This window comes from Amycolatopsis sp. lyj-108 (genome assembly GCF_046549005.1).
Taxonomy (GTDB): Bacteria; Actinomycetota; Actinomycetes; order Mycobacteriales; family Pseudonocardiaceae; genus Amycolatopsis.
The window spans coordinates 283335-304972 of sequence record NZ_JAJPWQ010000010.1; the positions used below are offsets into that span (position 1 = coordinate 283335).

Sequence of the window (21638 nt, forward strand, 5' to 3'; positions counted from 1 at the left end):
CTCAGCGTTCGTACGGTGGACAGACGCTGGTGATCGCGCCCCACGTGCTGACGTAGCCGTTCGTGCCGATCGGCCGGTACTCCAGCTGCTCCAGCTGTGCAGCGGCAGAGGCGAGAACTCGCGAGACCGTCGGAGAGAAGCGGCTGGACATCACCGTCTCCTTCCCTCCGCCTACCTGTCTTGACGCAACTCTAACAACCGTGCCGCAGTTCTGTTCAGGCCTGGGCGGTCAGCGCCAGGCTGTCCGGTATCGCGCCGAAGGCTTCCTCGACGCGCTGGACGAGTGTGTCGATGCCGCCGGCTTTGGCGAAGTCGTGGTGGCCGCGCAGGGTGCGGATCCAGTTTTTAGCTCCGCAGCGCCAGGCGCTGAGGGCGAACTCGCCGAGGAGCCGGAGACGGACGTCGTCGCGGCTGTCGATGCCGAGTTTGTCTTCGAGGATCTCGACGAGGGTTTCCTGGATCTGCATGGACAGCAGCACGCTGTGGTTCCGCAGCGCGGGGGTGCGGGCGGCGAGTCCGCGCGTGGGCAGGAAGCGGCGTGCCCAGTCTTCACCGAGGCCCGACAGCGCGGAGCTCAACGACTCGCGCAGTGCGGTGAGAACGGGGCCTTGGAGGTCGCGAGCGCGGATCTCGGCGACGTAGGCGTCCCAGAGTTCGAGTTCCGCGGACAGGGCGGCGTCTTCTTTGGACGTGTAGTTGGCGTAGAAGGTGCGCTTGGACACCTCCGCTTCGGCCGCCAGTTCATCCACGGTGACGGATTCGAAGCCCCTGTCCAGGAACAGCCGCAGGGCGGCGTCAGCCAGCGCGCGGCGTGTGCGCAGCTTCTTGCGTTCGCGCAGCGGGAGCGTGGGGTCGATCGGAGTGGTCATCGCTGGTCAGCGTAGCCGAACGCACCTCAGAATCAAACAACACTGGAGAACAATTGCAACTGAGTGTACTTTTGCGCTGAGTAGCTGGAGGTGTGCGGATGACGACCTCGGCCCCGGTCGAGTACGCGGTGGGGAACCGCCCGGCGTTGGTGGTGTTGCTGTTCGGGTCGACGTTGGGGGTGATGGCCGGATCGACGGTGGTGCCGGTGCTGGAGGTGATCCGCAGCGATCTCGGGGTGAGTGGCACGGCCGCCGGGTTGATCATCACGGCGCACGGGCTGGCGATCGCGGTGTCCAGCCCGCTGGTGGGCTGGCTGATCGACCGGCTCGGTGTCCGTCCGGTGCTGGCCGGCGGGCTGGTTCTCTACGGGCTCGCGGGTGGTGCGGGGTTGTTCATCACCTCGTATCCGGTGCTGATCGCGAGCCGTCTGGTGTTCGGTGTCGGGGCGGCGACGGTGTTCAGCGGCACGACGGTCGCGCTGCTGGCGCTCTATCGCGGGCCGTTGCGGGATCGGGTGATGGGCTGGCGCTCGACCACCACGAGCCTGGGCGGGCTGGTCTGGCCGTTGCTGGCGGGCGCCGTCGGCGGAGTCTCCTGGCACGCCGCGTTCGCGGTCTATCTGGTCGGTGTCCCGTTGGGTGTCGCGACCCTGCTGGCGTTGCCGAACTCCCGCCCGCAGGCGTCGGAGCGCACGGCGACCGGAGGTGTCCTCGCCCTGCTGCGCGCACGCCCGGCATTGCTGGGGCTGTACGGACTCATGATCACGACCGCGTTGTTGATGTATGCGCTGGCGGTGTTCCTGCCGCAGCGGCTGGCCCAGGTCGGTGTCACCGAACCGTTCCTGGTCTCGTTGTTCACCGTGGGTTCGGCGGTGGCGATGAGCGTGGTCGGGTTGCTGTATGCGCGGGTACGGGCGCGGCTGGGTTACGACGTCTTGTTGCGGGTGTCGGCGGCGTTGTGGATAGGCACGTTCGTCGTACTCGGCGTAACGGATGTGCCCGCGGTGATCGCGGTGGCGCCGGTGTTGTTCGGGCTGGGGAACGGGCTGGCGTTTCCCGCGTTGACCGTGCTGGTCGGTGAGGCCGCGCCGCCGGAGTTGCGGGGACAGACGGTGGCGTTGTCGGCCACTGGGTCGTTCGCCGGGCAGTTCTTCTCCCCGTTGTTGCTGGGGCCGCTGATCGGGGCGACCACGATCACCACCGGGTTTCTCGCCGCGGCAGGCCTCGCCGGCATCGTGCTGCTCATCTTGTTGGCCACCAAGGTTTCGGCATCCGTGACTATTCGAAGGAGTGCTGATGACGGTTCGACCGCTCGCCCATGACATCCCCGGTGATGAGGAGGACATCCGCGCGATCACCGCGGTCTTCACCGAGCTGGAGGCCGCGTTCGCTGAACACGACGCGGCGAAGTTCGATGCCCGGTTCGCCGAAGACGTCATCTTCACCGCGGTGAACGGCGTGCGGTTCACCGGCTGGGACGACATCCACGCCTATCACCAGGAGCGGCTGGAACACCACGCCGAAGGCATCCGCACCTGGTACGAGATCGACCGCATCACCTTCCCCGCGCCGGGCGCCGCCCTCGTTTTCGTCCGGCAACCGGTGCGTACCGAGCACGGCACGCGCAGCAACATCGGCACTTGGGTACTGTCCAAAAAGGATGGACAGTGGTGGGTCGCGGCCATCCAGAACACCGCGGTCGCCGCGTAACGAGTTCGGAAGGCGGATGCCGTGCCGGGACGTGCAGTCACGTCCCGGCACGGCATCTGCTTTATCGTTCCGCGGCTTCGGTCAGATCCCAGCCATAAGGGCGGGTGATGACTTCCAGGCCATGGCCGGCGGGATCCAGGAAGTACACGCCACGCCCGCCGTGGTTGTGGTTGATCTGTCCGGGCTGCGTGCCCTGGGGGTCGGCCGAGTAGCCGATCTCGGCTTGCTTGATCCGCTCCAGGATGCCGTCGAAGTCCTCTTCTGGTACCAGAAACGCGTAATGCTGCAGCTTGACGTCCTCGGGCGGGATGGTCGCGAAGTCCAGCCGGACGCCGTTGCTCAGTTCGATGGGGAGGAACGGTCCCCAGGCCGTCCCGATTTCCAAGTCCAGGATATGTGCCAGGAATTCGGCGGATTTCCGGCGATCCAGTGCGGGAACGATAGTGTGATTCAGTTCGACTTGTGCTGACACAGTGCGATGCCTCCAACGGGCATGTCACCGGCACCTCCGCGCCTCACCCAGCCGGTGACCGACGTGCGATGCCGTGCCGACGATCTTAAAGGCGATTCTCTGTTGCTGTCACGCTTGTCGAGTCTGGGGGTATCGGTGGCGGGGTGCGCACGAGTGCTCCGGCGACGGTGACCGCGAGGGGGAGTGCGGTCATGGCGTAGAGGATGGGGCGATAGGTGGTGGCGTGGTCGCGGCCGAGGGCGAGCAGGAGGGGGCCGAAGGCGGAGGCGCCGACGGTGACCGAGTGCACCACGCCGCGGATGGCGCCGAGATGTCGTAAACCGAAGCAGCGGGGGAAAGCGACGGCTTCGAGGGTCCGGATGCCGTTGCCGCAGGCGCCGAGGGCGAGACCGTAGAGCACGGCGGTGAAGCCTGGACTGAGCCAGCCGGCTCCGGCGGTGGCGACGGCGAGGGTGCCCATGGTGGTGATGATCAGGACGCGGTCGGAGCATCGGTCGGCGAGCCAGCCGAGGCCGAAGGTGGCGATCAGGCCGGCGATGGTCTGGGGCAGGAAGGTCGCGGCGGCTTCGGTGGCGGTGAGGCCGCGTTCACCGAGCAGGGATTGCTGGTGGAAGTTCAGCCCGGTGGTGACCAGCGCGCAGACGCCGATTCCGGCGGTGACGACCCAGAACAGGCCGGTCCGCATCGCCTGGCTCAGCGTCCAGTCCACCGGCGGCAGCGCGCTCCCAGGAGAAGCCTCGATCGCCTCGTCGCCGGTCGGAGGTGTGGGAGGGCGGCGCGGCAGCAGGAAGAGGGCGGCGGGGATGACCAGGATCCACACGGCCAGGCCCTCGGCGACCCAGACGTAACGCCAGCCCCAGTCCGAGATCAGCCGTTCGAGCAGCATCGGCGCCAGGGAGATCCCGGCGGTGCCGACCGCGGAGGCGACACCGATCGCGAAGCCTCGGCGGCGGTGCACGTAGATGGCCACGGTGGTGGTGGCGACCAGATTGAGCGCACCTTGGCCGCCGACCCGGATTCCGATGAACGCGGCGGTCAGTCCGGTGATCTCGGAGGCGGCTGCCGCGCCGATGAGAATCGCGCCGAAGCAGACCGCGATCGTGGCCATGATCCGGCGGGGCCCGTATCGGTCGATCAGGCGTCCGAGGAAGGGCATGACGAACGCGCCGGACAGTGACCCGATCAGGTAGGCGGTGGAGACCGCGGATCGGGACACGCCGAGGTCGGTGATGATCGGGTCGACGAACACCGACACCGCCGCGGTCTGCCCGGGTGCGGTCAGAGCGAGCGCGACCGAGGCGGCGGCGATGACCCGGGGCACATGCGCTCGCCCCGGAACGGTGGAAGTCACGGCGGGAGCTGGGCCGGTGGGCACGAGTGGTCCTTTCCTGGTGTCGTGGCGGCCGGGCGCGGGCAGGGTGCGCCGCCCGAGCCCGGGGCCCGGGCACTGACCGCGCCGTGGCGGTGGGTGCTCCGGCCGGGTTCGGTGGCTACTCGGTCGGTTGTGCCGGCTGATCGGCGTGTGCGGTAGGGGGATGCCCTGGTTCGCATCCAGGCCGTCCGGCACGGCGCGTCGATCGCCACGACACCGGGTACAGCGCGGCCTTCAGTCGCCCGCGGTCCCTGGGCGCATGACCGTGCCCAGCACGATGATCACGGTAGCGCGGCGGGCGGTCGACTGGTGCGGGCGCCGTGATGGATGTCTCGCCGACGATTCGAGTGAGGTTCCGCTCGCCGGGAGCGGTGTCTGTCCACTGCCGCAATACTGTTACGTGAGGGTACTGTCGGAGGCGTCATTGCCGGGCTGTCGCGTGCCTTATCGTGGATGACTCGGTCGAAGGAAGGATTCGGTGTGGGCGAGCAGATGCAGATCGGCGAGGTGGCCGAGCGCACCGGGCTGTCGCTGCGCACGATCCGGTACTACGAGGAAGTCGGGCTGGTCGTCCCCAGCGCGCGCAGCCAGGGCGGGTTCCGGCTCTACACCGAGCCGGACATCGACCGGCTGCAGCTGATCAAGCGCATGAAGCCACTGGGGTTCCAGCTGGAGGAGATGCGCGATTTGCTCGCGATCCTCGACCCCACGCCGGACAGCCCGGACATCGACGACCCGGCGGCCCGGCTGGCGGAGTTCAGCGAGACTGCCGAGAAAGCGTGCGAGGACCTGCGGGCGAAACTGGCCATCGCCGAGGAGTTCGCCGCGCTGCTGCGGTCCCACAGCACCGCTGGCCGTCCCCAGCGCAAACGCCCTGCCGCCGCTGCGGGAAAGCCCCAGCGCTGAGCGCGGTCCGCCCTCGCTGCTCAACCGCCTTCGGCCACCAGGGACTCCAGTGCCAGTTCGGGATTTCCTCGCAGCATGACCCGCATGGCGAGTTCGTCGGCGAACAGGGCCAGGTCGGTGCCGTCGAGGCGGGTGAGGACCTCGCTGTTGCGCCCCTTGTCCACGACGAGACGCTGGCTGGGGTCGGCGAGGCGCCGGGCCACCTGGTAGGGCAGGTGTTCCAGCCGGATCGGTGAGGTGAATTCGGCGTCCATGCGGTGGGCGGCGACCTCGAACTGCATCGGTCCGACGGCGGCGAACACCGGTGCCGCGTCACCGCGCAGGTCTGAGCGCAGCACCTGGACCACGCCTTCCGCGCCGAGTTGCTCGACACCCTTGCGGAACTGTTTGGCGCGGCCGATATCGGTGGGGCGGGCGACGGCGAAGTGGGCGGGGGCGAAGCTGGGCAGGCCGGGGAACCGCACGGCGGGTTTGCCGGAGTGCAGCGTGTCGCCGACCCGTAGCGCGGTGGCGTTGACCAGTCCGATGACGTCTCCGGGATAGGCGGTGTCCACTGTGGAGCGTTGCTGGCCGAACACCTGCTGCACGTATTTGGTGGCGAAGGGCTTGCCCGTGGTGGCGTTGGTGACGACCATTCCGCGGTCGAACACCCCGGAGCACACGCGGGCGAAGGCCACCTGGTCGCGGTGCGCGGGGTCCATTCCGGTCTGGACCTTGAACACGAACGCCGAGAACGGTGCGTCCAGGGCGCGGGTCCGGCTGGCGGTGTCCGTGCGCGGGGTGGGCCGGGGCGCGAGTTCGACCAGGAGGTCCAGCAGGTGGCGGACGCCGAAGTTGCGCACGGCCGCACCGAACAGCACCGGGGTCGCGGTGGCGTCGAAGAAGCGCGCCACGTCGAACTCGCCGCCGGCGGCGCGCAGCAGCTCCGCCTCCTCCTGTGCCTGCGTCCACTCGGTCTCGAGATCTGTCGCCGCTTGCGGCGCGCTGAGTCGCTCCTCTGGCGCGAGAGTCGTCCCGCCAGCGGTGGGCTGGTAGCGGACGAACTCCCCGCTCGGAATGTCGAGGACGCCACGGAGGTGCCCGGCGACGCCCACCGGCCAGGTCAGCGGCATGGGTTGCAGCCCGATCCGGTCGGTCAGTTCGTCACACAGCTGCAAGGCTTCGCGGCCGGGCCGGTCCCACTTGTTGATGAAGGTGATCACCGGGATCCCGCGATAGCGGCAGACGTCGAACAGTTTCAGCGTCTGCGGCTCCAGGCCCTTGGCGGCGTCGAGCAGCATGACGGCGGAGTCGACGGCCGAGAGGACCCGGTAGGTGTCTTCGGAGAAGTCCGCGTGCCCTGGGGTGTCCAGCAGGTTGATCACCGTGTCGCCGTAGACGAACTGCAGCGCGGCGGAGGTGATGGAAATCCCGCGCGCGCGTTCCATCTCCATCCAGTCCGACGTCACCCCGCGCCGACCGGCCTTGCCGTGCACCGCGCCTGCCTCCGAGATCACCTGGGCGTGCAGTGCCAGCGCCTCGGTCAGCGTCGACTTGCCGGCGTCGGGGTGGCTGATGACGGCGAACGTCCGGCGACGGCTCGCCTCGCCGATCACCTCGCGCCGCTCGGTCTGGACTGCGTTGCCTGCCGTCACACTCGACTCCTCCGGGTCGCGATCGTGAGCGTCGTCCGACACCCCTTAATCTACCCTCACGTTAGAGTATTGTAGGTTGAGTCTGCTCATGACGGGAGCACCTGCCGGCGGGGTGGTACCTCACCCCGCCGGCTTGTTCCGTCAGAGGGCTGGACCTTGTTCCACGGGTCCGAGAAATTGGTGGACCCGAGCGTCCTGGAACACGCAGGTGTACTCGCCGCCAGGGAATACTTGCTCGTGGCCGTCGATTGTCCCGCTGACCGCCTGCTCCGCGCGGATCGCCAGTGGCTCGATCCCTTCCTGGAGGGTTTCACCGTACGGTGTCGTGACAAGCAATCCCGCAGGGCTCGGGCGTAGAACGACGTCTGTGGCCCGAGTCCACTCGCCGGTGGTGGTTCGGAGGCTGAGGTCGCCCTTGAGTGTCCAGTTTCGGGCGCAGTGGTCGTACCAGTCATAGGAGGTCGAGATGGCCGCGGCCGGGGTTGATCGCAGTGCGAAAGTCTCCGTGATGGCGATCGCCGCTGCTGTGGCCGGTGTGAGCACGCCGCACCGCCAGAAGGCGGCGCACCGCCGAGCGGCGGCGAACAGGGAGGCATGTCCGGCGACCACGAAACGGATGTCTCCGGCGACGGGGATCCGGCCGAAGTCCGGCACTGACGGCAGGTCGAGCAGTGCCCCTTGGGTTTGGGTCACGGCCGCGCGCACGGCGTCGCGAACCTGACGGCTCTCACGATCCGGACCCCGGACGACAGCGACACGTCCGGAACCGATACCGGCTGGCCAAGCCGTACGGTCAGGATCGGTCTTCAGGAGAAGCGATATGGCGCGCGTGATGGCCTGAAGGTGGAGGTGGCGGTTGCGTCCGGCATCGGACCAGGCGCCGTGCAGCCGGATCGTCATCGGGGACCCTCTCCGTTCCGCGTGGACGATTCAGCGGCTCGTGTACTCGCCATCGCTGTTTCTCTCGTGTTCACGGGTCTCCTGTCGGTGACGTGCGGAGACCGGGCCGCTGGGGAATCCGCGTCCGGTCGGGGTGCGGCCACGAGCCATCGCCAGCGTTGAAGCGAACGCTGGTGGACGACCAGCCGGGTCAGCGGCCTCCGGATCGGCAGCATGACCAGAAGTGCCACGCCCACGCCGAGTGCCAGTCCTGCCACCACATCGTGTGGGTAGTGGACGCCGACGATCACCCGCGATGCCGCCGCGAGCAACGCCGTCGGAACGACCCAGAACGATGCCGAGTGACACGCGAGCACGACCGCGGCACCGGCGGCGCCCGCGATCACCGAGTGGTTACTGGGAAACGACCAATCACCCTGCGCAGGACAGGCGACGATCGTCGCCGGTGACACGGAACGGCAGGGGCGTTCCTCCTGCAGTGCGGCTTTGATGGCCTCGCTCACCGCATACGCCATGGCGGTGGCGACCGGGCCCAGCAGAATCAGGGACAGCGTTCTCGCGTCACCCTGCCGCGCGCGCCACCACGACCACACCATTCTCGCGGCGAACGCGATGAGCACGACGTCGGTTCCGATCGCGATGAAGAGCCGGGCCCAGGCGGGCATCGCCATGGCGAACCCGGTGACCTCGCGGTACCACCAGACGCTCATCGACGGTATCTCAACTGTGGGATTCGACGTGCTCAACCGTGTCCTCATGGGTAGCGCCGGTCACGAGCGCGGCCCGGCGTTCACGCAAGGTCGCGAGAAACTCGCACGCGGCATCGAACTTGGCGCGCAGATCGGCGCAGCGATGATCGGTGAGAACACTGAAATCGCGCAGCAACGTGAGCCGCTGCTCCTCCGCCCGTTCGGACCCGGCCGTAGCCGGTGGCAGCAGGGCGATGAGGTCCCGCATCTCGTCGAGGTCGAAGCCGAGCACCCGCATCTGCCGGATGAGCCGCAGCCGATCCACATCGGCCGCCGTGTAGAGCCGGAACCCGCCCTGGCTCCGCGTGTCGGGGGTGACGAGACCGACCTGCTCGTAATGCCGGATCGTCCGCAGGGACAAGCCCGTGCGCTCGGCGACCTCGCCGATCTGCATGTGATCGCTCACGCCGAACCTCCTTCCCTGCCCGCGATCGGCCGCAGCGCGAGACTCGGCGCTGGTGGCGGCCGGTACATCGCGCCAGGGGGATGAACGCGACCGCGGCCACCGTCGGGGCAGTGCCCGCCGAAGTACCGGCCGCCCCACGACTCTACCCTAACGTCAGGGTAGTGTGTGCAGTGTGACCGACCTTCGCGAGAAACACGCAGCTCAAGTGACCAGGATCGAAATCATCGACGCCGTGGACGGCGCCTTCGCCGAGTCGTCGGCGGCGAAACAGGACATCATCGCCGCTGCGGTCACGTCCGGGAGCCGCGACGAGGTGCTGACGCTGCTCGACCGGCTCCCGATGCGCACCTTCGGCCACGTTCGTGACCTGTGGGATCACCTGCCGGATGTGCCGCTTGGTGACTGAGCGGAGCTATGGCGCAGGCAGCACGACCGAACCCTACCGTAACGTGAGAGTATGAATTCTGTGGATCACCCTCCGGTCACCCCGCTTCCCAGCCTGTCCGACGATGCCTTGCGCATCGTCGCGTTCGGCGGCCTCGGCGAGATCGGCCGGAACATGACCGTGTTCGACCACCGGGGAGCGCTGCTCGTCGTCGACTGCGGGGTCCTCTTTCCCGAGGAACATCAGCCCGGGGTGGACGTGATCCTGCCCGACTGGTCCGCGATCAGGGACCGGCTCTCGGACATCGAGGCGATCGTGCTGACGCACGGGCACGAAGACCACATCGGCGCCGTGCCGTACCTGCTGCGGGAGCGACCCGACATTCCCGTGATCGGTTCCCGGCTCACCCTGAGTCTCCTGTCCGCCAAGCTGGCGGAGCATCGCATCACCCCCACGACACTCGAAGTCAGGGAAGGGGATCGGCTCGACCGTGGCCCGTTCGCGCTGGAGTTCCTGGCTGTCAATCACTCCATCCCGGACGGTCTCGCGGTAGCCGTGCGGACGACGGCGGGCTTGGTGCTGCACACCGGCGACTTCAAAATGGATCAGTTTCCCTTGGACAAACGCATCACCGACCTGCGTGGGTTCGCCCGTCTCGGGGAGGAGGGCGTCGATCTGTTCATCGTGGACTCCACCAATGCCGACGTGCCCGGTTTCACCACCTCCGAACAAGAGCTGGCGCCTGCCATCGACGCCGTGTTCCGCACCGCGCCGCGCCGCGTCATCGTGTCCAGTTTCGCCAGCCACGTGCATCGCATCCAGCAAATCCTCGACGCGGCCCATGCGCACGGCCGGAAAGCGGCCTTCGTCGGCAGATCCATGGTCCGCAACATGGGTGTCGCCCGCGAACTGGGTTATCTCACCGCCCCCGACGGCCTGATCATCGACGCCGGCGCGCTGGACCGTCTTCCGGACGTCGAACAGACCCTGATCTGCACCGGATCACAAGGGGAGCCGATGGCCGCACTCGCGCGGATGGCCAGCGGCCGGCACACCATCGACGTCGGCGACGGCGACACCGTGCTGCTGGCGAGTTCGCTGATACCCGGCAACGAGAACGCCGTCTACCGCATCATCAACGGCTTGACGCGGCGAGGCGCGAACGTCGTGCACAAGGGCACCGCCAAAGTGCACGTGTCCGGTCACGCCAGCGCCGGGGAACTGGTCTACTGCTACAACATCGTGCGTCCTGCCAACGTCCTGCCGGTCCACGGCGAAGCACGGCACCTCAAGGCGAACGCGGATCTGGCCCGCAGTACCGGAATCGCCCGTGACCGGGTGCTCGTCGCGAGCAACGGCGACGTCATCGATCTGCGTGATGGCCGCGCCACGGCCGTCGGTGCGGTCGAGGTTCGCGAGGTCTATGTCGACGGCGACACGGTCGGCGTCCTGACCGAAGACTCCCTGGCCGAACGGCGTACTCTCGGCCAGGACGGTGTGCTGACCGTCATCACCCTCATCGACCGCGACACCGGCCTGCTCGCTGAGGAACCGGACTACATCGCCCGCGGCTTCGCGCACGACGAGTCCGCATTCGAGTCTCTCGCGCCGGTCCTCGAAAAGACCCTCGCCGGAGCGGCTGAGCGGAACGTCACCGCCAACGCCGAACTCGAACGACGAATCGTGCGCGCCACCGAAGGCTGGACACGCAAGACGCTGCGCCGTCAGCCGGTCGTCATCCCCGTCATCATCGACGCCTAACCCGCGACCAGTCCTCGAGCGTCGGCTCGGCTCATCAGTACTCGAACCTCTCCGATCCCTTGGAGTTCGGTGTGATCACCGCGACCAACCTCGAACTGCGTGCGGGCCCACGCATCCTGCTCTCCGCTGCCACACTGCGCGTCCAGCCGGGCGATCGCATCGGGCTGGTCGGGCGCAACGGTGCCGGGAAGACCACCACCCTGCGCGTGCTGGCCGGTGAGGCCCTGCCCTACACCGGGCAGGTCCACGCCGCGACCGAGCCGGGGTATCTGCCCCAGGACCCCCGCGAAGGCGACCTGTCGACGACCGCGCGAGACCGGGTGCTCTCGGCGCGCGGGCTCGACGAACTGCTCACCGGAATGACGAAAGCCCAGGCCGCCATGGCGGAACTGACCGACGAGCGCGAACGGGACAGCGCCGTGCGCGCGTACGGGCGGTTGGAAGAGCGCTTCTCCGCGCTCGGCGGCTACGCGGCCGAAAGCGACGCCGCCCGCATTTGCGCCAACCTGGGCCTCGACGACCGTGTTCTGGGTCAGGCGCTGGACACCCTCTCGGGAGGGCAGCGCCGCCGTGTGGAACTGGCTCGTATCCTGTTCGCCGCCTCGGAGTCCGGCGCCGGAGGGTCCTCGGGCACCACACTGCTGCTGGACGAGCCCACCAACCACCTCGACGCCGACTCCCTGTCGTGGCTGCGAGGCTTCCTGCGCAGCCACACCGGCGGCCTGGTCGTGATCAGCCACGATGTGGAGTTGCTGGCCGACGTGGTGAACAAAGTGTGGTTCCTCGACGCCGTGCGCGGCGAGGTCGACGTGTACAACATGGACTGGAAACGCTATCTCTCCGCCCGCGCCGGTGACGAGGCGCGCCGACGCCGGGAACGGGCCAACGCGGAGAAGAAAGCCTCGGCACTGCACCAGCAAGCCGCGAAGCTCGGCGCGAAAGCCACCAAGGCCGTCGCGGCGAAGAACATGGTGCGGCGTGCGGACAGGATGCTCGCCGGGCTCGACGAGACCCGCCGCTCCGACAAGGTCGCCAAGATCGCGTTCCCCGAACCCGCGCCGTGCGGCAGGACTCCGCTCACCGCGAGGGGGTTGTCGAAGTCCTATGGCTCCTTGGAAATCTTCACCGGCGTCGACCTCGCCATCGACCGAGGCTCGCGGGTGGTGGTGCTCGGGCTCAACGGCGCAGGAAAGACCACCCTGCTGCGCCTGCTCAGCGGACGGGAAAATCCCGATAGCGGCGAGGTCGTCGCCGGCCACGGACTACGCATCGGCTACTACGCCCAGGAACACGAAACCCTCGACCCCGACGCCACGGTGTGGCAGAACGTGCGCCACGCGGCCCCGGAAGCCTCAGCACCGGAACTGCGCAGTCTGCTCGGCGCGTTCCTGCTGACCGGCGGACAACTGGACCAGCCCGCCGGAACCCTCTCCGGCGGGGAAAAGACCCGCCTCGCGCTGGCAGGGCTGGTCTGCGGTGCCACGAATGTGCTGCTGCTCGACGAACCCACCAACAACCTCGACCCGGCCAGTCGCCAGCAAGTCCTCGACGCGTTACGCCGCTATCCGGGCGCTGTGGTGCTCGTCACCCACGACCCCGGCGCCGTCGAAGCCCTCACGCCCGAGCGAGTCATCCTGCTCCCCGACGGCACCGAGGACCACTGGTCGGACGACTACCTCGACCTCGTCCAGCTCGCCTGACCGGCCCGGCACCGAAAATCGAGCGCAGACTCTTCCATGACGTGAGGGTAGAGTTATCGCATGCTGAACAGTGACAGCTCACCCCGGCCGGTGGCCGGCGCGGACACCGTGAAAAGGGCATGGCAGGGGAGCCCGGCGAAGTTCCTCTCCGTGCAGGCGTACAACGCGGCTTTCCCGGAGCGGTCGATTCCGACCGATCCGGCTGGGTTCAACGGCCTTCGGTGCTATCACGCCGCGATGGCTGGCGTGCAGGACGACGTGGACCAATCCGGGTACTCGCTGACGGTGGACTTCCTTCCGGGAGGCGCGCCGCTGCCCGGCGGGGCGGATCGTCTCGGCATGGTCGTGGCCACCCGCTGGGGCAGCGGACCTGTGTTCGTGCTGGCCGAGAACGTGTCCCTGCGTGCGGCGTGGCGAGCCATCATCGACGCATGGCCGACACAGCTGTCCGGTGTGCGGTCCGCGCTGGCATCGCTGGGATGAGCCTTGTCGTGCTGGTTACTGGCCGGGCGTGTCGGCACCGGTCGATGCGAGGTAGACGGTGGCGGTCGCTTCGTTGTCCTGCAACGGATTGTCGAAGGTGACGATGTCGGCTCGCACCTGTGTAAAGGCGGATTCCATGGCGGTGAGGAATTCTTCGTCGGGCGGGTCGTTGGACCAGAGCCCGAACACGCCACCGGGGTGCAGCCAGCGGGCGAGACGACGCAGCCCCGCCGGTTCGTAGAACTCCTGGTGGCTCGGGTGCAGGACGTGGCGGGGAGAGTGGTCGATGTCGAGGAGGATGGCGTGGAACCGCCGTCCCGGTGTGCTCGGATCGAGTCCGCCCGGCGACCGCAGCAGCGCGAAGAAGTCGCCGTGCACGAAGGTGCATCGAGGGTCCGAGGTCAGCGCGGGGTCGGTCGGGATAAGGCCGTTGCGGTGCCACTCGACCACTGGGTCGAGCGCCTCCACCACTGAGAGGGATCGCACCCGCGAGTCGGTGAGCGCGGTTTGCGCGGTGTAGCCGAGCCCGAGGCCGCCGACGGCCACGTCGAGGTCCGGGCCGTCCACGTCGGCCAGTGCCCGGTGCGCGAGTTCCTCCTCGGCGACGGTGAACAGGTTCGACATCAGGAACTCGTCGCCGAGTTTGATCTCCAGCACGTCCCGGTCCGTGGTGGGATCCCAGCGCCGCCGCAGGACGAGTTCTCCCATCAGGGTCGGGCGCCAATCAAGTTCCTGGAAACGCCTGCTCATCGTGATCCCTTGTACTCGGCGAAGTTCGCTCAGTGTGGTGGTCGTAGCCGTACTTCGCCGGGTCAACCCACTCGTGCCTCGGCTGGGTCGAAACGATTCTTGGCGAAGGCCAAGAAGTGCGAGAGCGACCCGGCATGGGTCAGGTGCAGCTCGTGCATGGCCCTGGTGCAGGCGATGTAGAGCATGCTCTTGTCCATGTCGCTCGCGAAGTTCTCCTCGTCCACGTGCGGGACGATCACGGTGTCGAACTCCAGGCCCTTGGAGATGTGCGCCGAGGTGATGACGACGCCGGCGGCGAAGGCCGTGCTGTCGTAATCAAGGAAAGTCAGCTCGACACCGGCGTCGGACAAGGCATGGTGGAGCGTCTGTGCCTGCGCGACGGTCTTGCAGATGATGCCAAGGGACCGTTGATCGCTGTGCCGGTGCCGCTCGATGAGGGCAAGGATCCGCGCTGTCTCGTCTCGCGGGCCAGAGCAGGCGATGACCTGGGGCGGCAGTCCGTGACGTTCGATCGGGATGAGCTTGTCGTTGCGGGAAATGTGCTGGGCGAAGTCGGTGATCTCGCTCGTGGAGCGGTAGCTCTTGCACAACTCCAGGCAGTCGGCGTCCGGGAAGATGTCGCGGATCGTCGACAAAGTCGAGGAGCTGAACGGGTTGACCGACTGGTTGGAGTCGCCCAGGATCGTCATCTTGCAGGAGAACAGCTCGCGCAGCACGGCGTACTGGATCGGTGTGTAGTCCTGCATCTCGTCGACCAGCAGGTGGCGGATGTGGCCGTAGCTCTCCTGCCGCGCGGTTCTGATCATGGTGTAGATCAACGGGAACACGTCCGCGTACTCGATCTTCTTCCGGCCGAGCGGCCGGAACAGGCCGCGGCGCGCGGGATCGGTGTAGAACGCCTTGTACATCGCGAACGGGTCTTTGTAGGGGAACATCGCGCGGACCTGCCTGCGGAGTTTGGCGGTGTCGGCGGCCGACCACTTGCCGCCCTTGTCCACGACCTGGTTCTTGAGCAGGTGAATGGCCGTGTTGGCCACGTGATCGAGCCGGGTGAACACCGGAAGCGCCCGGGACTCGTCGAAGGCGTCCGCGACCCAATCCGCGGAGAGCCGGGTGCTCTTGTGCTCGATGTCCGCGGGCACGAAGTCGTTCTCCGCTTGCTCGGCGAGCCAGTTCTCGAGGCAGGTGACGAACTCCGGTGTCGCCTTGTAGCGCATCCGCTCGGCCGCCGCTGCGTCGGTGTGGTCGAGCAAGCTGACCACTTGCTCGCTGAATGTCTCGTAGCCGGTGACCTTGGCGAGTAACTTGCCGGCGATCTTGTCGAAGTCGATCTCCGCGACCTGCTCCTCACCCAGTTCGGGCAGCACGTCCGCGATGTAGTCACCGAAGACCTTGTTCGGCGAGAGGATCATGACGTTGTCTGAGGACAGGGTGTCTTTGAAACGGTAGAGCAGGAACGCCACCCGGTGCAGCGCGATCGACGTCTTCCCCGACCCCGCCACGCCCTGCAGGATGAGGACCTGCGCCGTCTCGTTGCGGATTACCGCGTTCTGTTCACGCTGGATGGTCGCGACGATGTTCTTCATCTTGTCGTCGGCGGACTGGCTCAGCTCCCGCTGCAGGACGTCGTCGCCGATGTTGAGCGCGCTGTCGAACATGTACTCCAGACGCCCGCCCTGGATCTTGTACTGGCGCTTGCCGGTGATGTTCCCGTGCACGATGCCCCTGGGGGCCTCGAAGTGCGCTTCGCCGGACTCGAAGTCGTAGTAGAGACTCGACACCGGCGCCCGCCAGTCGTGGATCACGATCTCCTGGGTCTCGGGATCCGAGAGATTGTGCACGCCGATGTAATAGTCCCTCGCGTGTTTGTCGCCGTCCGTGCGGAAGTCGACGCGCCCGAAATAGGGAGACTCCAGAAGCCGTTCGATGCGTTTCCGGAGCATCACCGCGTGCTCGCCCAGGACGACGGCCATGTTCACGTCGGTGCGGAGCCCGGCCTTCTCGGCGCTGTCCATGTCACGCCAGTTCTCCCACATGTATTCTTTCTGCTCCTGGATGGAGCCGGCGGACTTGTCGATCGAACCGACGAGACGCTCCAGTTCGGCCGTCAGCAGCCGTACCGTCTCGGCCAGGTGTGCACGCTCGTGCTGTTCGTCGCGTGTTTGCACGTCCGTCAAAGCCACCTCCGGTTCGGACTCCTCGCTAGAGTCTACTGTCACGTTAGAGTAGAGTAGCGGGCATGGACGTGGTGATGGCCGGTACGCGGACAGAGGCCGTCACTCAGCAACTGGATGCCTGTCAGGAAGGGCTGCTGCTCGCCTTCCGCTGCCTGTTCCGTTCCGCTGATCCCGCGCCGCCCTGTCCGAGTCCGCTCGCGCTGGGGGCAGGCGACGTGGTCGTCGTGGTGAGCGGTAGCGACCGAGGTAGCCCCCAGACCCGCAACGCGGTACTCGACAGCGCGGCAAACGCCGGCGTCACCGTGATCGACGACTCTCCCGGGAGCCTGCCGGTGAACAGGCGGGCAGGTCGGGTAAGTCTGGTCATCGCCACACACCATTCCGTCGCCTCGGCAGCGCAACATCGTGCGATGTCATGCCACGCGCCGGTCCTGCTACCGGATAGCCGGTGCACCGCTCCGGGTCCCCTGCGGCTGTGGCTGCGACCCGTGCCGACCCTGGTGCTCACCGGCCCGGATCGTCAGCTGCAGATCATCCTGCGCGACCTCCACCTTCGCGGTGTGCTCCCCGCGGTCCCGGACGAGGAGCATCCGGCACTCATCGAGGTGTTCGCCCGCCCCTCGGAAAACGGGCTGCTGCTCGGCGTCACCGGTGGCATCGGCGCGGCGGTCAGCTTCTGTTCCGGACCGCGAACGGTGCGCATACCGGCCCCGGCCACGGCGACCGTTGACGGTGTCACCCAGACCGTGATGCCAGGGACTTACCGCATCGCTCTGGCCCAGCCACCTCTGTACCGGCTCCACGCCGAGCCGGTGCCCCGACCCGAGACCGGACGAATCAGATGACGATCGCCATGAACCCCATCACCCGCGACCGGGCGCGCGGACTGCTCCTCGGTCTCGCGCTCGGAGACGCTCTCGGCGCTCCTTTCGAGGGCAGGGCCCTCGTCAGCGCCGATGACCTGCTGGCCGAAGAACGCGCGCCCAGCCGGCTCGTCCACACCGACGACACCGCGCTCGCCCTCGTGCTGGCCGGCCACCTCGCCGATCACCGTGACACCACCCTGCTCGACGAGGACGTGCTCGCCCGGGAGTTCGCTGAGGCGTGGCGCGCCGAACCATGGCGCGGCTACGGCGAAGGCACCCCGAGGGTGTTCGGCCTGATCACCGCGGGCGTCCCCTGGGCCGACGCCACCCGCGCCTTCTATCAGGGGCAGGGATCGTTCGGTAACGGCGCCGCGATGCGTGTCGCACCGGTCGCCCTGGTCGCGACCAGCCTGCATCACGCCGCCGAACTCGCCCGCCGCACCGCGGCGGTCACCCACGCCCACAAACACGGACAACACGGCGCCGCCTGCCAAGCCGCCGCGACCTACCTGGCGCTGCGCAGCGACCCGGCGCGGCCGCTAGCGGTGCCCGCGTTCCTGCACGACCTGAGCCGGGTGGTGCGCTCGGCCCCGTGGCACGAGAAGTTCGACCGCGTCGCCGAACTCGTCCGTCACCGCCCCGACCCCGAGCACGCCGGACGGGCACTCGGCAACGACGCCTCGGCGCTGGGCTCGGTCCCGACGGCCCTGTTGGCTTTCCTCACCTATCCCGACCGGGCGGATGAGGCCATCCGCTACGGCGTGCGCGCCGGTGGTGACACCGACACCATCGCCGCCATGGCCGGTGCGCTCGCCGGCGCGCGAACCGGAGCCGGTTCGCTGCCCGAGAAATGGCTGCGGCGACTGGACATCTCCGGGCGGCTGTGGTCACTGGCCGACCACCTCACCTGAGCGGTTCACCCCGGGCCGGTGAGGTGCACGTAGCGCTGCGGTTGTGCGACGAACGTGTACCTGCCGGCTGGGAAGGTCTGTGCGTGGCCGTCGATCGCTCCCTCGGTCGGCAGGTCGAGACGCAGCGTCACGGAGGTACTCCCCAAGCGGGCGTGCCTGTGGTCGTCGTCCCGCACCTGGTCCAACACGATCCCGTCGTCGGCGGGCTCGACGGCGAGCGCCGTCACCGGCGTCACGGGTCCGGTCGAGGTGCGATACGTCAGCGAACCCCGGATCTCCCAGCGCGACGCGCAATGGTCCGACAGGCCGTCCGCGGTCGTGACGGCCACCGCCGGACAAGACCGGGCCGCGAGATCGGACGGATGTGTCACGACGGCGGCGGGATCGACGACCCGGCACGCCCAGGCTGCCGCGCACCGATGTGCCGCGCCCCGCATCCTGTGATTCGCCGGAACGACGACGGTGATGTCACCGTCAGCGGGAATGGCGCCGAACGCCGGAACCGCCGGCAGGTCAAGCAGCCCCCAGCCGTGCTCCGCCGCCGCGGACGTGACCGCGGTACGGATCGCGCGGCTGCCGCGGTCGAAACCGCCGATCAACGCGATCCGCGTGGCCGAGGGGCGGCCGTCGGCCACCATATGTGTCAACGCCGTGCGGATCGCCTGGCCGCGATTACGCGCCTGCTGACGCCCGTGGGAGGTGTCCGGCCAGATGGCGTAGCGACGGCTCGTCATTCGGTGCCGCCGTCGAAGGACAGACCCGGCAGTTCGGCTAGCACGTCCATCAAGGACTCGAACCGTCGATTCGGCAGATGGTCCAGGGCGGCGAACACCGCGGGTGACGCCTGGCTGGCCAGTGCCGCCTCGCGCAGGTCCGATATCCCCGGCCGATCGGCGAGGAACGCGTTTTCCACATGGAAGCAGAACTGCGGCAACGTCAGCGATGCCGATGCCTCCACCACACCGTCCGTACTCACTTTCACGGCTCCCGTCGGATATGTCGCGCAAAGCGGCCAGCGGCGACCCACGTTCAGACTCTACACTCACGTTAGGGAAGAGTTAGAGATACCCGTGGACATGGTCGGCGCAGACGTGATCCCGCACTCATTTGGCGGCAGGCGCTCCGCGCTTTGGTGATCTCTCGTCTAACGTTAGGTGAGAGTTGCCGACGACGGCGGCGATGTTGCCGCCGGGCCGCCGGGGTCACCGAAGCCCCCGACTCCCTTATCCGAGCCGAGGAGCTTCCTTTGCCTGTCGAGCAGGTGCTGTGACCGACCCGAGCTAGTCCGCGCTCGTCGAGCAATCCCTCGGGCCGATGCCGGCGCTTACGTGCATCGCCCGCCACTGTCCTTCCAGCACGCCATGGTGGCGTGAGGTTGTTACGCGCCCGCGTGGCGCCCGAGCATGTCAGGTTGTTCGTCTGTGTCGAATCCATTGTCAATGGCGTCCGCGCGCCTGCGCACTCGTCCGTCCTGGTTGACGCCCAAGGTCGCACGTACCGAGATCCTTGCCGGTCTGGTGGTCGCGCTCGCGCTGATCCCGGAGGCGATCTCCTTCTCCATCATCGCCGGGGTGGATCCCAGCGTCGGGCTGTTCGCGTCGTTCACCATGGCGGTGGTGATCTCGGTCGTGGGCGGTCGTTCGGCGATGATCTCCGCCGCGACCGGCGCGATGGCACTCGTGGTCGCCCCCCTGGCGCTTGAGCACGGGCTGAGCTACCTGATCGCCGCGGTGATCCTGGGTGGCTTGATCCAGATCGTGCTCGGTTCGCTGGGCGTGGCGCGGTTGATGCGGTTCGTTCCGCGCAGCGTCATGGTCGGGTTCGTCAACGCGCTGGCGATCCTGATCTTCATGGCGCAGGTGCCCGAGCTGATCGACGTACCGTGGCCGGTGTACCCGCTGTTCGCGGGCGGGCTGGCGCTCATGGTGTTCTTTCCGAAACTCACCAAGGCGATTCCCGCCCCGCTGGTGTCCATTGTGGCGCTGACAGCGTTGACGATCGCCGCGGGGATCGCGATCCCGAAGGTCGGCGACAAGGGGTCGCTGCCGTCCTCGCTGCCGGTGCCGGGCCTCCCGGGTGTGCCGTTCACCTTCGACACCCTCGCTCTGATCGCCCCATACGCGTTCGCGTTCGCCTTGGTGGGGTTGATGGAGTCGTTGATGACCGCGAAGCTGGTCGACGACATCACCGACACCCATTCCAACAAGACCCGTGAGGCGATCGGCCAGGGCGTCGCGAATGTCGTCACCGGCTTCTTCGGCGGTATGGGTGGTTGCGCGATGATCGGCCAGACCATGATCAACGTGAAGACCGCCGGCGCCCGGACCAGGCTGTCGACGTTCCTGGCCGGCGTGTTCTTGATGGTGCTGTGCATCGCTTTCGGGCCGTTGGTCTCGCAGATCCCGATGGCCGCGCTGGTGGCGGTGATGGTGCTGGTGGCCTTCAGTACCTTCGACTGGCACAGCGTCGCGCCCGCCACGCTGAAGCGGATGCCCACGGGTGAGATCGCCGTCATGGTCGTCACCGTGGCCGTTGTCGTGATCACCCACAACCTCGCGATCGGCGTGATCGTCGGATGCATCACCGCGATGGTGATCTTCGCGCGGCGGGTCGCGCACCTGGTCGAGGTCACCGCCGTGGTCGACCCGGACGGCACCCAGGTCGTCTACGCCGTCACCGGCGAACTGTTCTTCGCCTCCAGCAACGACCTGGTCTACCAGTTCGACTACGCCAACGACCCGGACAAGGTCCTCATCGACCTCACCGACGCCCACATCTGGGACGCCTCCACCGTCGCCGCCCTCGACGCGATCACCACCAAATACGAGTCACGCGGCAAGACCGTCGAGATCATCGGGCTGAACAAGCACAGCGCTCGCATGCACGGCAAGCTCACCGGCGAACTCGCCGGCAGCCACTAGGAACCGAATAGCTGGTCGAGGTGGTAGCGCAGCACGGAGCGGGCGGTTTCCGTGCTGCGCTGGCCGATCAGCACGCTGGTGCCCAGACCGTGGCTGAGCGCGAGCAGCCGCGCCGCCTCGGTGGAGACGTTTAGAGCTGAAGGCAACAGCCCGTCTGCCTGGGCCCGCGTCAGCGCGTCCGCGAGTTGCCGATCCAGGTCGTTCACCCCGGCGATGAACGGTTCCTCGGCCAAGTCGGGGTCGGTCATCGCCAGCACCGCGTATGAGGTGCCGACGAGGTGGAACACGCGGCTCTGTTCGTCGCTGGGCATGGCCTCGTCGAGGAACGCCTCGACGAACGCCCGCGGCGGGACTGGGGCCGGCAACGCGGCCAGCCGCGCCGCCCATCGCTGATGACTTTGCCGCTCCAGATGCCGGAGCGCGCCGAGCAAGAGCTGGGCTTTGGTTTCGAAGTAGTACTGCACCAGGCGCAGCGAGACCCCCGATTCGGCGGCCACCGCCCGCATCGTCACCGCGTGCAGGCCATCCCGCCCTGCGACCCGCACCAGGGCTTCGGCGATCTGCGCGCGACGTTCGGCGTGATCCACGGTCCTCGGCACGCCGCACTCCCTTCGAGCCGCACCACCTTGTTGTGGTACGCCTGTATATGATACCGATGTATCATAA

General features: G+C 67.6%; 23 protein-coding genes. 10 read left to right on the forward strand and 13 right to left on the reverse strand.

Features of this window, described 5'->3' with window-relative positions:
* Nucleotide 1: 1 nt before the first annotated feature.
* Both ACLJO0_RS32035 and ACLJO0_RS32040 read right to left on the reverse strand, forming a co-directional pair.
* Nucleotides 2-151, reverse strand: coding sequence for a hypothetical protein (locus ACLJO0_RS32035; RefSeq protein WP_410582601.1), 150 nt, complete (start codon nt 149-151; stop codon nt 2-4).
* Nucleotides 152-215: 64 nt separating this feature from the next.
* Nucleotides 216-869, reverse strand: a complete 654-nt coding sequence (locus ACLJO0_RS32040) for a TetR/AcrR family transcriptional regulator (protein WP_410582603.1) — start codon at nt 867-869, stop codon at nt 216-218.
* A 98-nt stretch (nt 870-967) separates the two neighbouring features.
* On the opposite strand from ACLJO0_RS32040, the gene ACLJO0_RS32045 reads away from it, so the two are divergent.
* Together ACLJO0_RS32045 and ACLJO0_RS32050 are read left to right on the forward strand one after the other, a co-directional pair.
* Entirely contained in the window at nt 968-2191 is a 1224-nt protein-coding gene (locus ACLJO0_RS32045; RefSeq protein WP_410582605.1) for an MFS transporter, read from the forward strand.
* A complete protein-coding gene (locus ACLJO0_RS32050) occupies nt 2166-2579 on the forward strand; it encodes an SgcJ/EcaC family oxidoreductase (protein WP_410582607.1) in 414 nt (137 codons plus the stop codon). Before ACLJO0_RS32045 ends, ACLJO0_RS32050 begins: the two co-directional genes overlap by 26 nt.
* A gap of 61 nt (nt 2580-2640) precedes the next feature.
* On the opposite strand, the gene ACLJO0_RS32055 is transcribed toward ACLJO0_RS32050, so the two are convergent.
* Nucleotides 2641-3051 carry a VOC family protein gene (locus ACLJO0_RS32055; RefSeq protein ID WP_410582609.1) on the reverse strand — a complete coding sequence of 137 codons (411 nt, stop codon included), beginning with the start codon at nt 3049-3051 and terminating at the stop codon, nt 2641-2643.
* Nucleotides 3052-3136: 85 nt separating this feature from the next.
* Nucleotides 3137-4372: an MFS transporter gene (locus ACLJO0_RS32060; protein WP_410582611.1), complete on the reverse strand. Its 1236-nt coding sequence runs from the start codon at nt 4370-4372 to the stop codon at nt 3137-3139.
* A gap of 531 nt (nt 4373-4903) precedes the next feature.
* Between ACLJO0_RS32060 and ACLJO0_RS32065 the strand changes: the two genes are divergently transcribed.
* Nucleotides 4904-5329: a MerR family transcriptional regulator gene (locus tag ACLJO0_RS32065; protein WP_410582613.1), complete on the forward strand. Its 426-nt coding sequence runs from the start codon at nt 4904-4906 to the stop codon at nt 5327-5329.
* A gap of 20 nt (nt 5330-5349) precedes the next feature.
* Here the strand turns inward: ACLJO0_RS32065 and ACLJO0_RS32070 are convergent, their stop codons facing one another.
* The 4 genes from ACLJO0_RS32070 to ACLJO0_RS32085 all read right to left on the reverse strand — a co-directional run bounded on the left by ACLJO0_RS32070 (nt 5350) and on the right by ACLJO0_RS32085 (nt 9018).
* Nucleotides 5350-6963, reverse strand: a complete 1614-nt coding sequence (locus tag ACLJO0_RS32070; RefSeq protein ID WP_410582615.1) for a peptide chain release factor 3 — start codon at nt 6961-6963, stop codon at nt 5350-5352.
* A 141-nt stretch (nt 6964-7104) separates the two neighbouring features.
* Complete coding sequence (locus ACLJO0_RS32075) at nt 7105-7863, reverse strand: hypothetical protein (RefSeq protein WP_410582617.1); 759 nt, start codon at nt 7861-7863, stop codon at nt 7105-7107.
* Nucleotides 7860-8573 (reverse strand): phosphatase PAP2 family protein, encoded by a 714-nt coding sequence (locus ACLJO0_RS32080; protein ID WP_410582618.1) that lies wholly within the window; start codon nt 8571-8573, stop codon nt 7860-7862. The genes ACLJO0_RS32075 and ACLJO0_RS32080 overlap by 4 nt, the downstream gene beginning before the upstream one ends.
* Before the next feature lie 10 nt (nt 8574-8583).
* Nucleotides 8584-9018: a MerR family transcriptional regulator gene (locus ACLJO0_RS32085; protein ID WP_410582620.1), complete on the reverse strand. Its 435-nt coding sequence runs from the start codon at nt 9016-9018 to the stop codon at nt 8584-8586.
* A 205-nt stretch (nt 9019-9223) separates the two neighbouring features.
* Between ACLJO0_RS32085 and ACLJO0_RS32090 the strand changes: the two genes are divergently transcribed.
* The 4 genes from ACLJO0_RS32090 to ACLJO0_RS32105 all read left to right on the forward strand — a co-directional run bounded on the left by ACLJO0_RS32090 (nt 9224) and on the right by ACLJO0_RS32105 (nt 13347).
* Nucleotides 9224-9424, forward strand: coding sequence for a DUF2795 domain-containing protein (locus ACLJO0_RS32090; RefSeq protein WP_410582621.1), 201 nt, complete (start codon nt 9224-9226; stop codon nt 9422-9424).
* A 51-nt stretch (nt 9425-9475) separates the two neighbouring features.
* Nucleotides 9476-11164 (forward strand): ribonuclease J, encoded by a 1689-nt coding sequence (locus ACLJO0_RS32095; protein ID WP_410582623.1) that lies wholly within the window; start codon nt 9476-9478, stop codon nt 11162-11164.
* Nucleotides 11165-11235: 71 nt separating this feature from the next.
* Nucleotides 11236-12864 carry an ABC-F family ATP-binding cassette domain-containing protein gene (locus ACLJO0_RS32100; RefSeq protein ID WP_410582624.1) on the forward strand — a complete coding sequence of 543 codons (1629 nt, stop codon included), beginning with the start codon at nt 11236-11238 and terminating at the stop codon, nt 12862-12864.
* Between the two features lie 60 nt (nt 12865-12924).
* Nucleotides 12925-13347 carry a hypothetical protein gene (locus ACLJO0_RS32105; RefSeq protein ID WP_410582625.1) on the forward strand — a complete coding sequence of 141 codons (423 nt, stop codon included), beginning with the start codon at nt 12925-12927 and terminating at the stop codon, nt 13345-13347.
* Nucleotides 13348-13362: 15 nt separating this feature from the next.
* On the opposite strand, the gene ACLJO0_RS32110 is transcribed toward ACLJO0_RS32105, so the two are convergent.
* Both ACLJO0_RS32110 and ACLJO0_RS32115 read right to left on the reverse strand, forming a co-directional pair.
* The gene (locus ACLJO0_RS32110) at nt 13363-14097 is read right to left on the reverse strand and encodes a spermidine synthase (RefSeq protein WP_410582626.1); all 735 of its coding nucleotides are present in this window, start codon (nt 14095-14097) and stop codon (nt 13363-13365) included.
* 62 nt (nt 14098-14159) lie between these two features.
* Nucleotides 14160-16316 carry a HelD family protein gene (locus ACLJO0_RS32115; protein ID WP_410582628.1) on the reverse strand — a complete coding sequence of 719 codons (2157 nt, stop codon included), beginning with the start codon at nt 16314-16316 and terminating at the stop codon, nt 14160-14162.
* Between the two features lie 20 nt (nt 16317-16336).
* Between ACLJO0_RS32115 and ACLJO0_RS32120 the strand changes: the two genes are divergently transcribed.
* A complete protein-coding gene (locus ACLJO0_RS32120; protein ID WP_410582629.1) occupies nt 16337-17119 on the forward strand; it encodes a hypothetical protein in 783 nt (260 codons plus the stop codon).
* Nucleotides 17116-18051 carry an ADP-ribosylglycohydrolase family protein gene (locus ACLJO0_RS32125; protein ID WP_410582631.1) on the forward strand — a complete coding sequence of 312 codons (936 nt, stop codon included), beginning with the start codon at nt 17116-17118 and terminating at the stop codon, nt 18049-18051. Before ACLJO0_RS32120 ends, ACLJO0_RS32125 begins: the two co-directional genes overlap by 4 nt.
* Nucleotides 18052-18056: 5 nt before the next feature.
* On the opposite strand, the gene ACLJO0_RS32130 is transcribed toward ACLJO0_RS32125, so the two are convergent.
* Nucleotides 18057-18785 (reverse strand): hypothetical protein, encoded by a 729-nt coding sequence (locus ACLJO0_RS32130; protein WP_410582633.1) that lies wholly within the window; start codon nt 18783-18785, stop codon nt 18057-18059.
* A complete protein-coding gene (locus ACLJO0_RS32135; protein ID WP_410582634.1) occupies nt 18782-19027 on the reverse strand; it encodes a hypothetical protein in 246 nt (81 codons plus the stop codon). The genes ACLJO0_RS32130 and ACLJO0_RS32135 overlap by 4 nt, the downstream gene beginning before the upstream one ends.
* 463 nt (nt 19028-19490) lie before the next feature.
* On the opposite strand from ACLJO0_RS32135, the gene ACLJO0_RS32140 reads away from it, so the two are divergent.
* Complete coding sequence (locus ACLJO0_RS32140; RefSeq protein WP_410582636.1) at nt 19491-20972, forward strand: SulP family inorganic anion transporter; 1482 nt, start codon at nt 19491-19493, stop codon at nt 20970-20972.
* Here the strand turns inward: ACLJO0_RS32140 and ACLJO0_RS32145 are convergent.
* Nucleotides 20969-21571, reverse strand: a complete 603-nt coding sequence (locus ACLJO0_RS32145) for a TetR/AcrR family transcriptional regulator (protein ID WP_410582637.1) — start codon at nt 21569-21571, stop codon at nt 20969-20971. The two genes, ACLJO0_RS32140 and ACLJO0_RS32145, sit on opposite strands and share 4 nt — an antisense overlap.
* Nucleotides 21572-21638 lie beyond the last annotated feature (67 nt).

Coding starts and splice junctions, on each gene's coding strand:
- ACLJO0_RS32035 (WP_410582601.1), bottom strand. CDS start 151: ATGTCCAGCCGCTTCTCTCCGACGGTCTCGCGAGTTCTCGCCTCTGCC.
- ACLJO0_RS32040 (WP_410582603.1), bottom strand. CDS start 869: ATGACCACTCCGATCGACCCCACGCTCCCGCTGCGCGAACGCAAGAAG.
- ACLJO0_RS32045 (WP_410582605.1), top strand. CDS start 968: ATGACGACCTCGGCCCCGGTCGAGTACGCGGTGGGGAACCGCCCGGCG.
- ACLJO0_RS32050 (WP_410582607.1), top strand. CDS start 2,166: ATGACGGTTCGACCGCTCGCCCATGACATCCCCGGTGATGAGGAGGAC.
- ACLJO0_RS32075 (WP_410582617.1), bottom strand. CDS start 7,863: ATGACGATCCGGCTGCACGGCGCCTGGTCCGATGCCGGACGCAACCGC.
- ACLJO0_RS32080 (WP_410582618.1), bottom strand. CDS start 8,573: ATGAGCGTCTGGTGGTACCGCGAGGTCACCGGGTTCGCCATGGCGATG.
- ACLJO0_RS32095 (WP_410582623.1), top strand. CDS start 9,476: ATGAATTCTGTGGATCACCCTCCGGTCACCCCGCTTCCCAGCCTGTCC.
- ACLJO0_RS32105 (WP_410582625.1), top strand. CDS start 12,925: ATGCTGAACAGTGACAGCTCACCCCGGCCGGTGGCCGGCGCGGACACC.
- ACLJO0_RS32110 (WP_410582626.1), bottom strand. CDS start 14,097: ATGAGCAGGCGTTTCCAGGAACTTGATTGGCGCCCGACCCTGATGGGA.
- ACLJO0_RS32120 (WP_410582629.1), top strand. CDS start 16,337: ATGGACGTGGTGATGGCCGGTACGCGGACAGAGGCCGTCACTCAGCAA.
- ACLJO0_RS32125 (WP_410582631.1), top strand. CDS start 17,116: ATGACGATCGCCATGAACCCCATCACCCGCGACCGGGCGCGCGGACTG.
- ACLJO0_RS32130 (WP_410582633.1), bottom strand. CDS start 18,785: ATGACGAGCCGTCGCTACGCCATCTGGCCGGACACCTCCCACGGGCGT.
- ACLJO0_RS32140 (WP_410582636.1), top strand. CDS start 19,491: ATGGCGTCCGCGCGCCTGCGCACTCGTCCGTCCTGGTTGACGCCCAAG.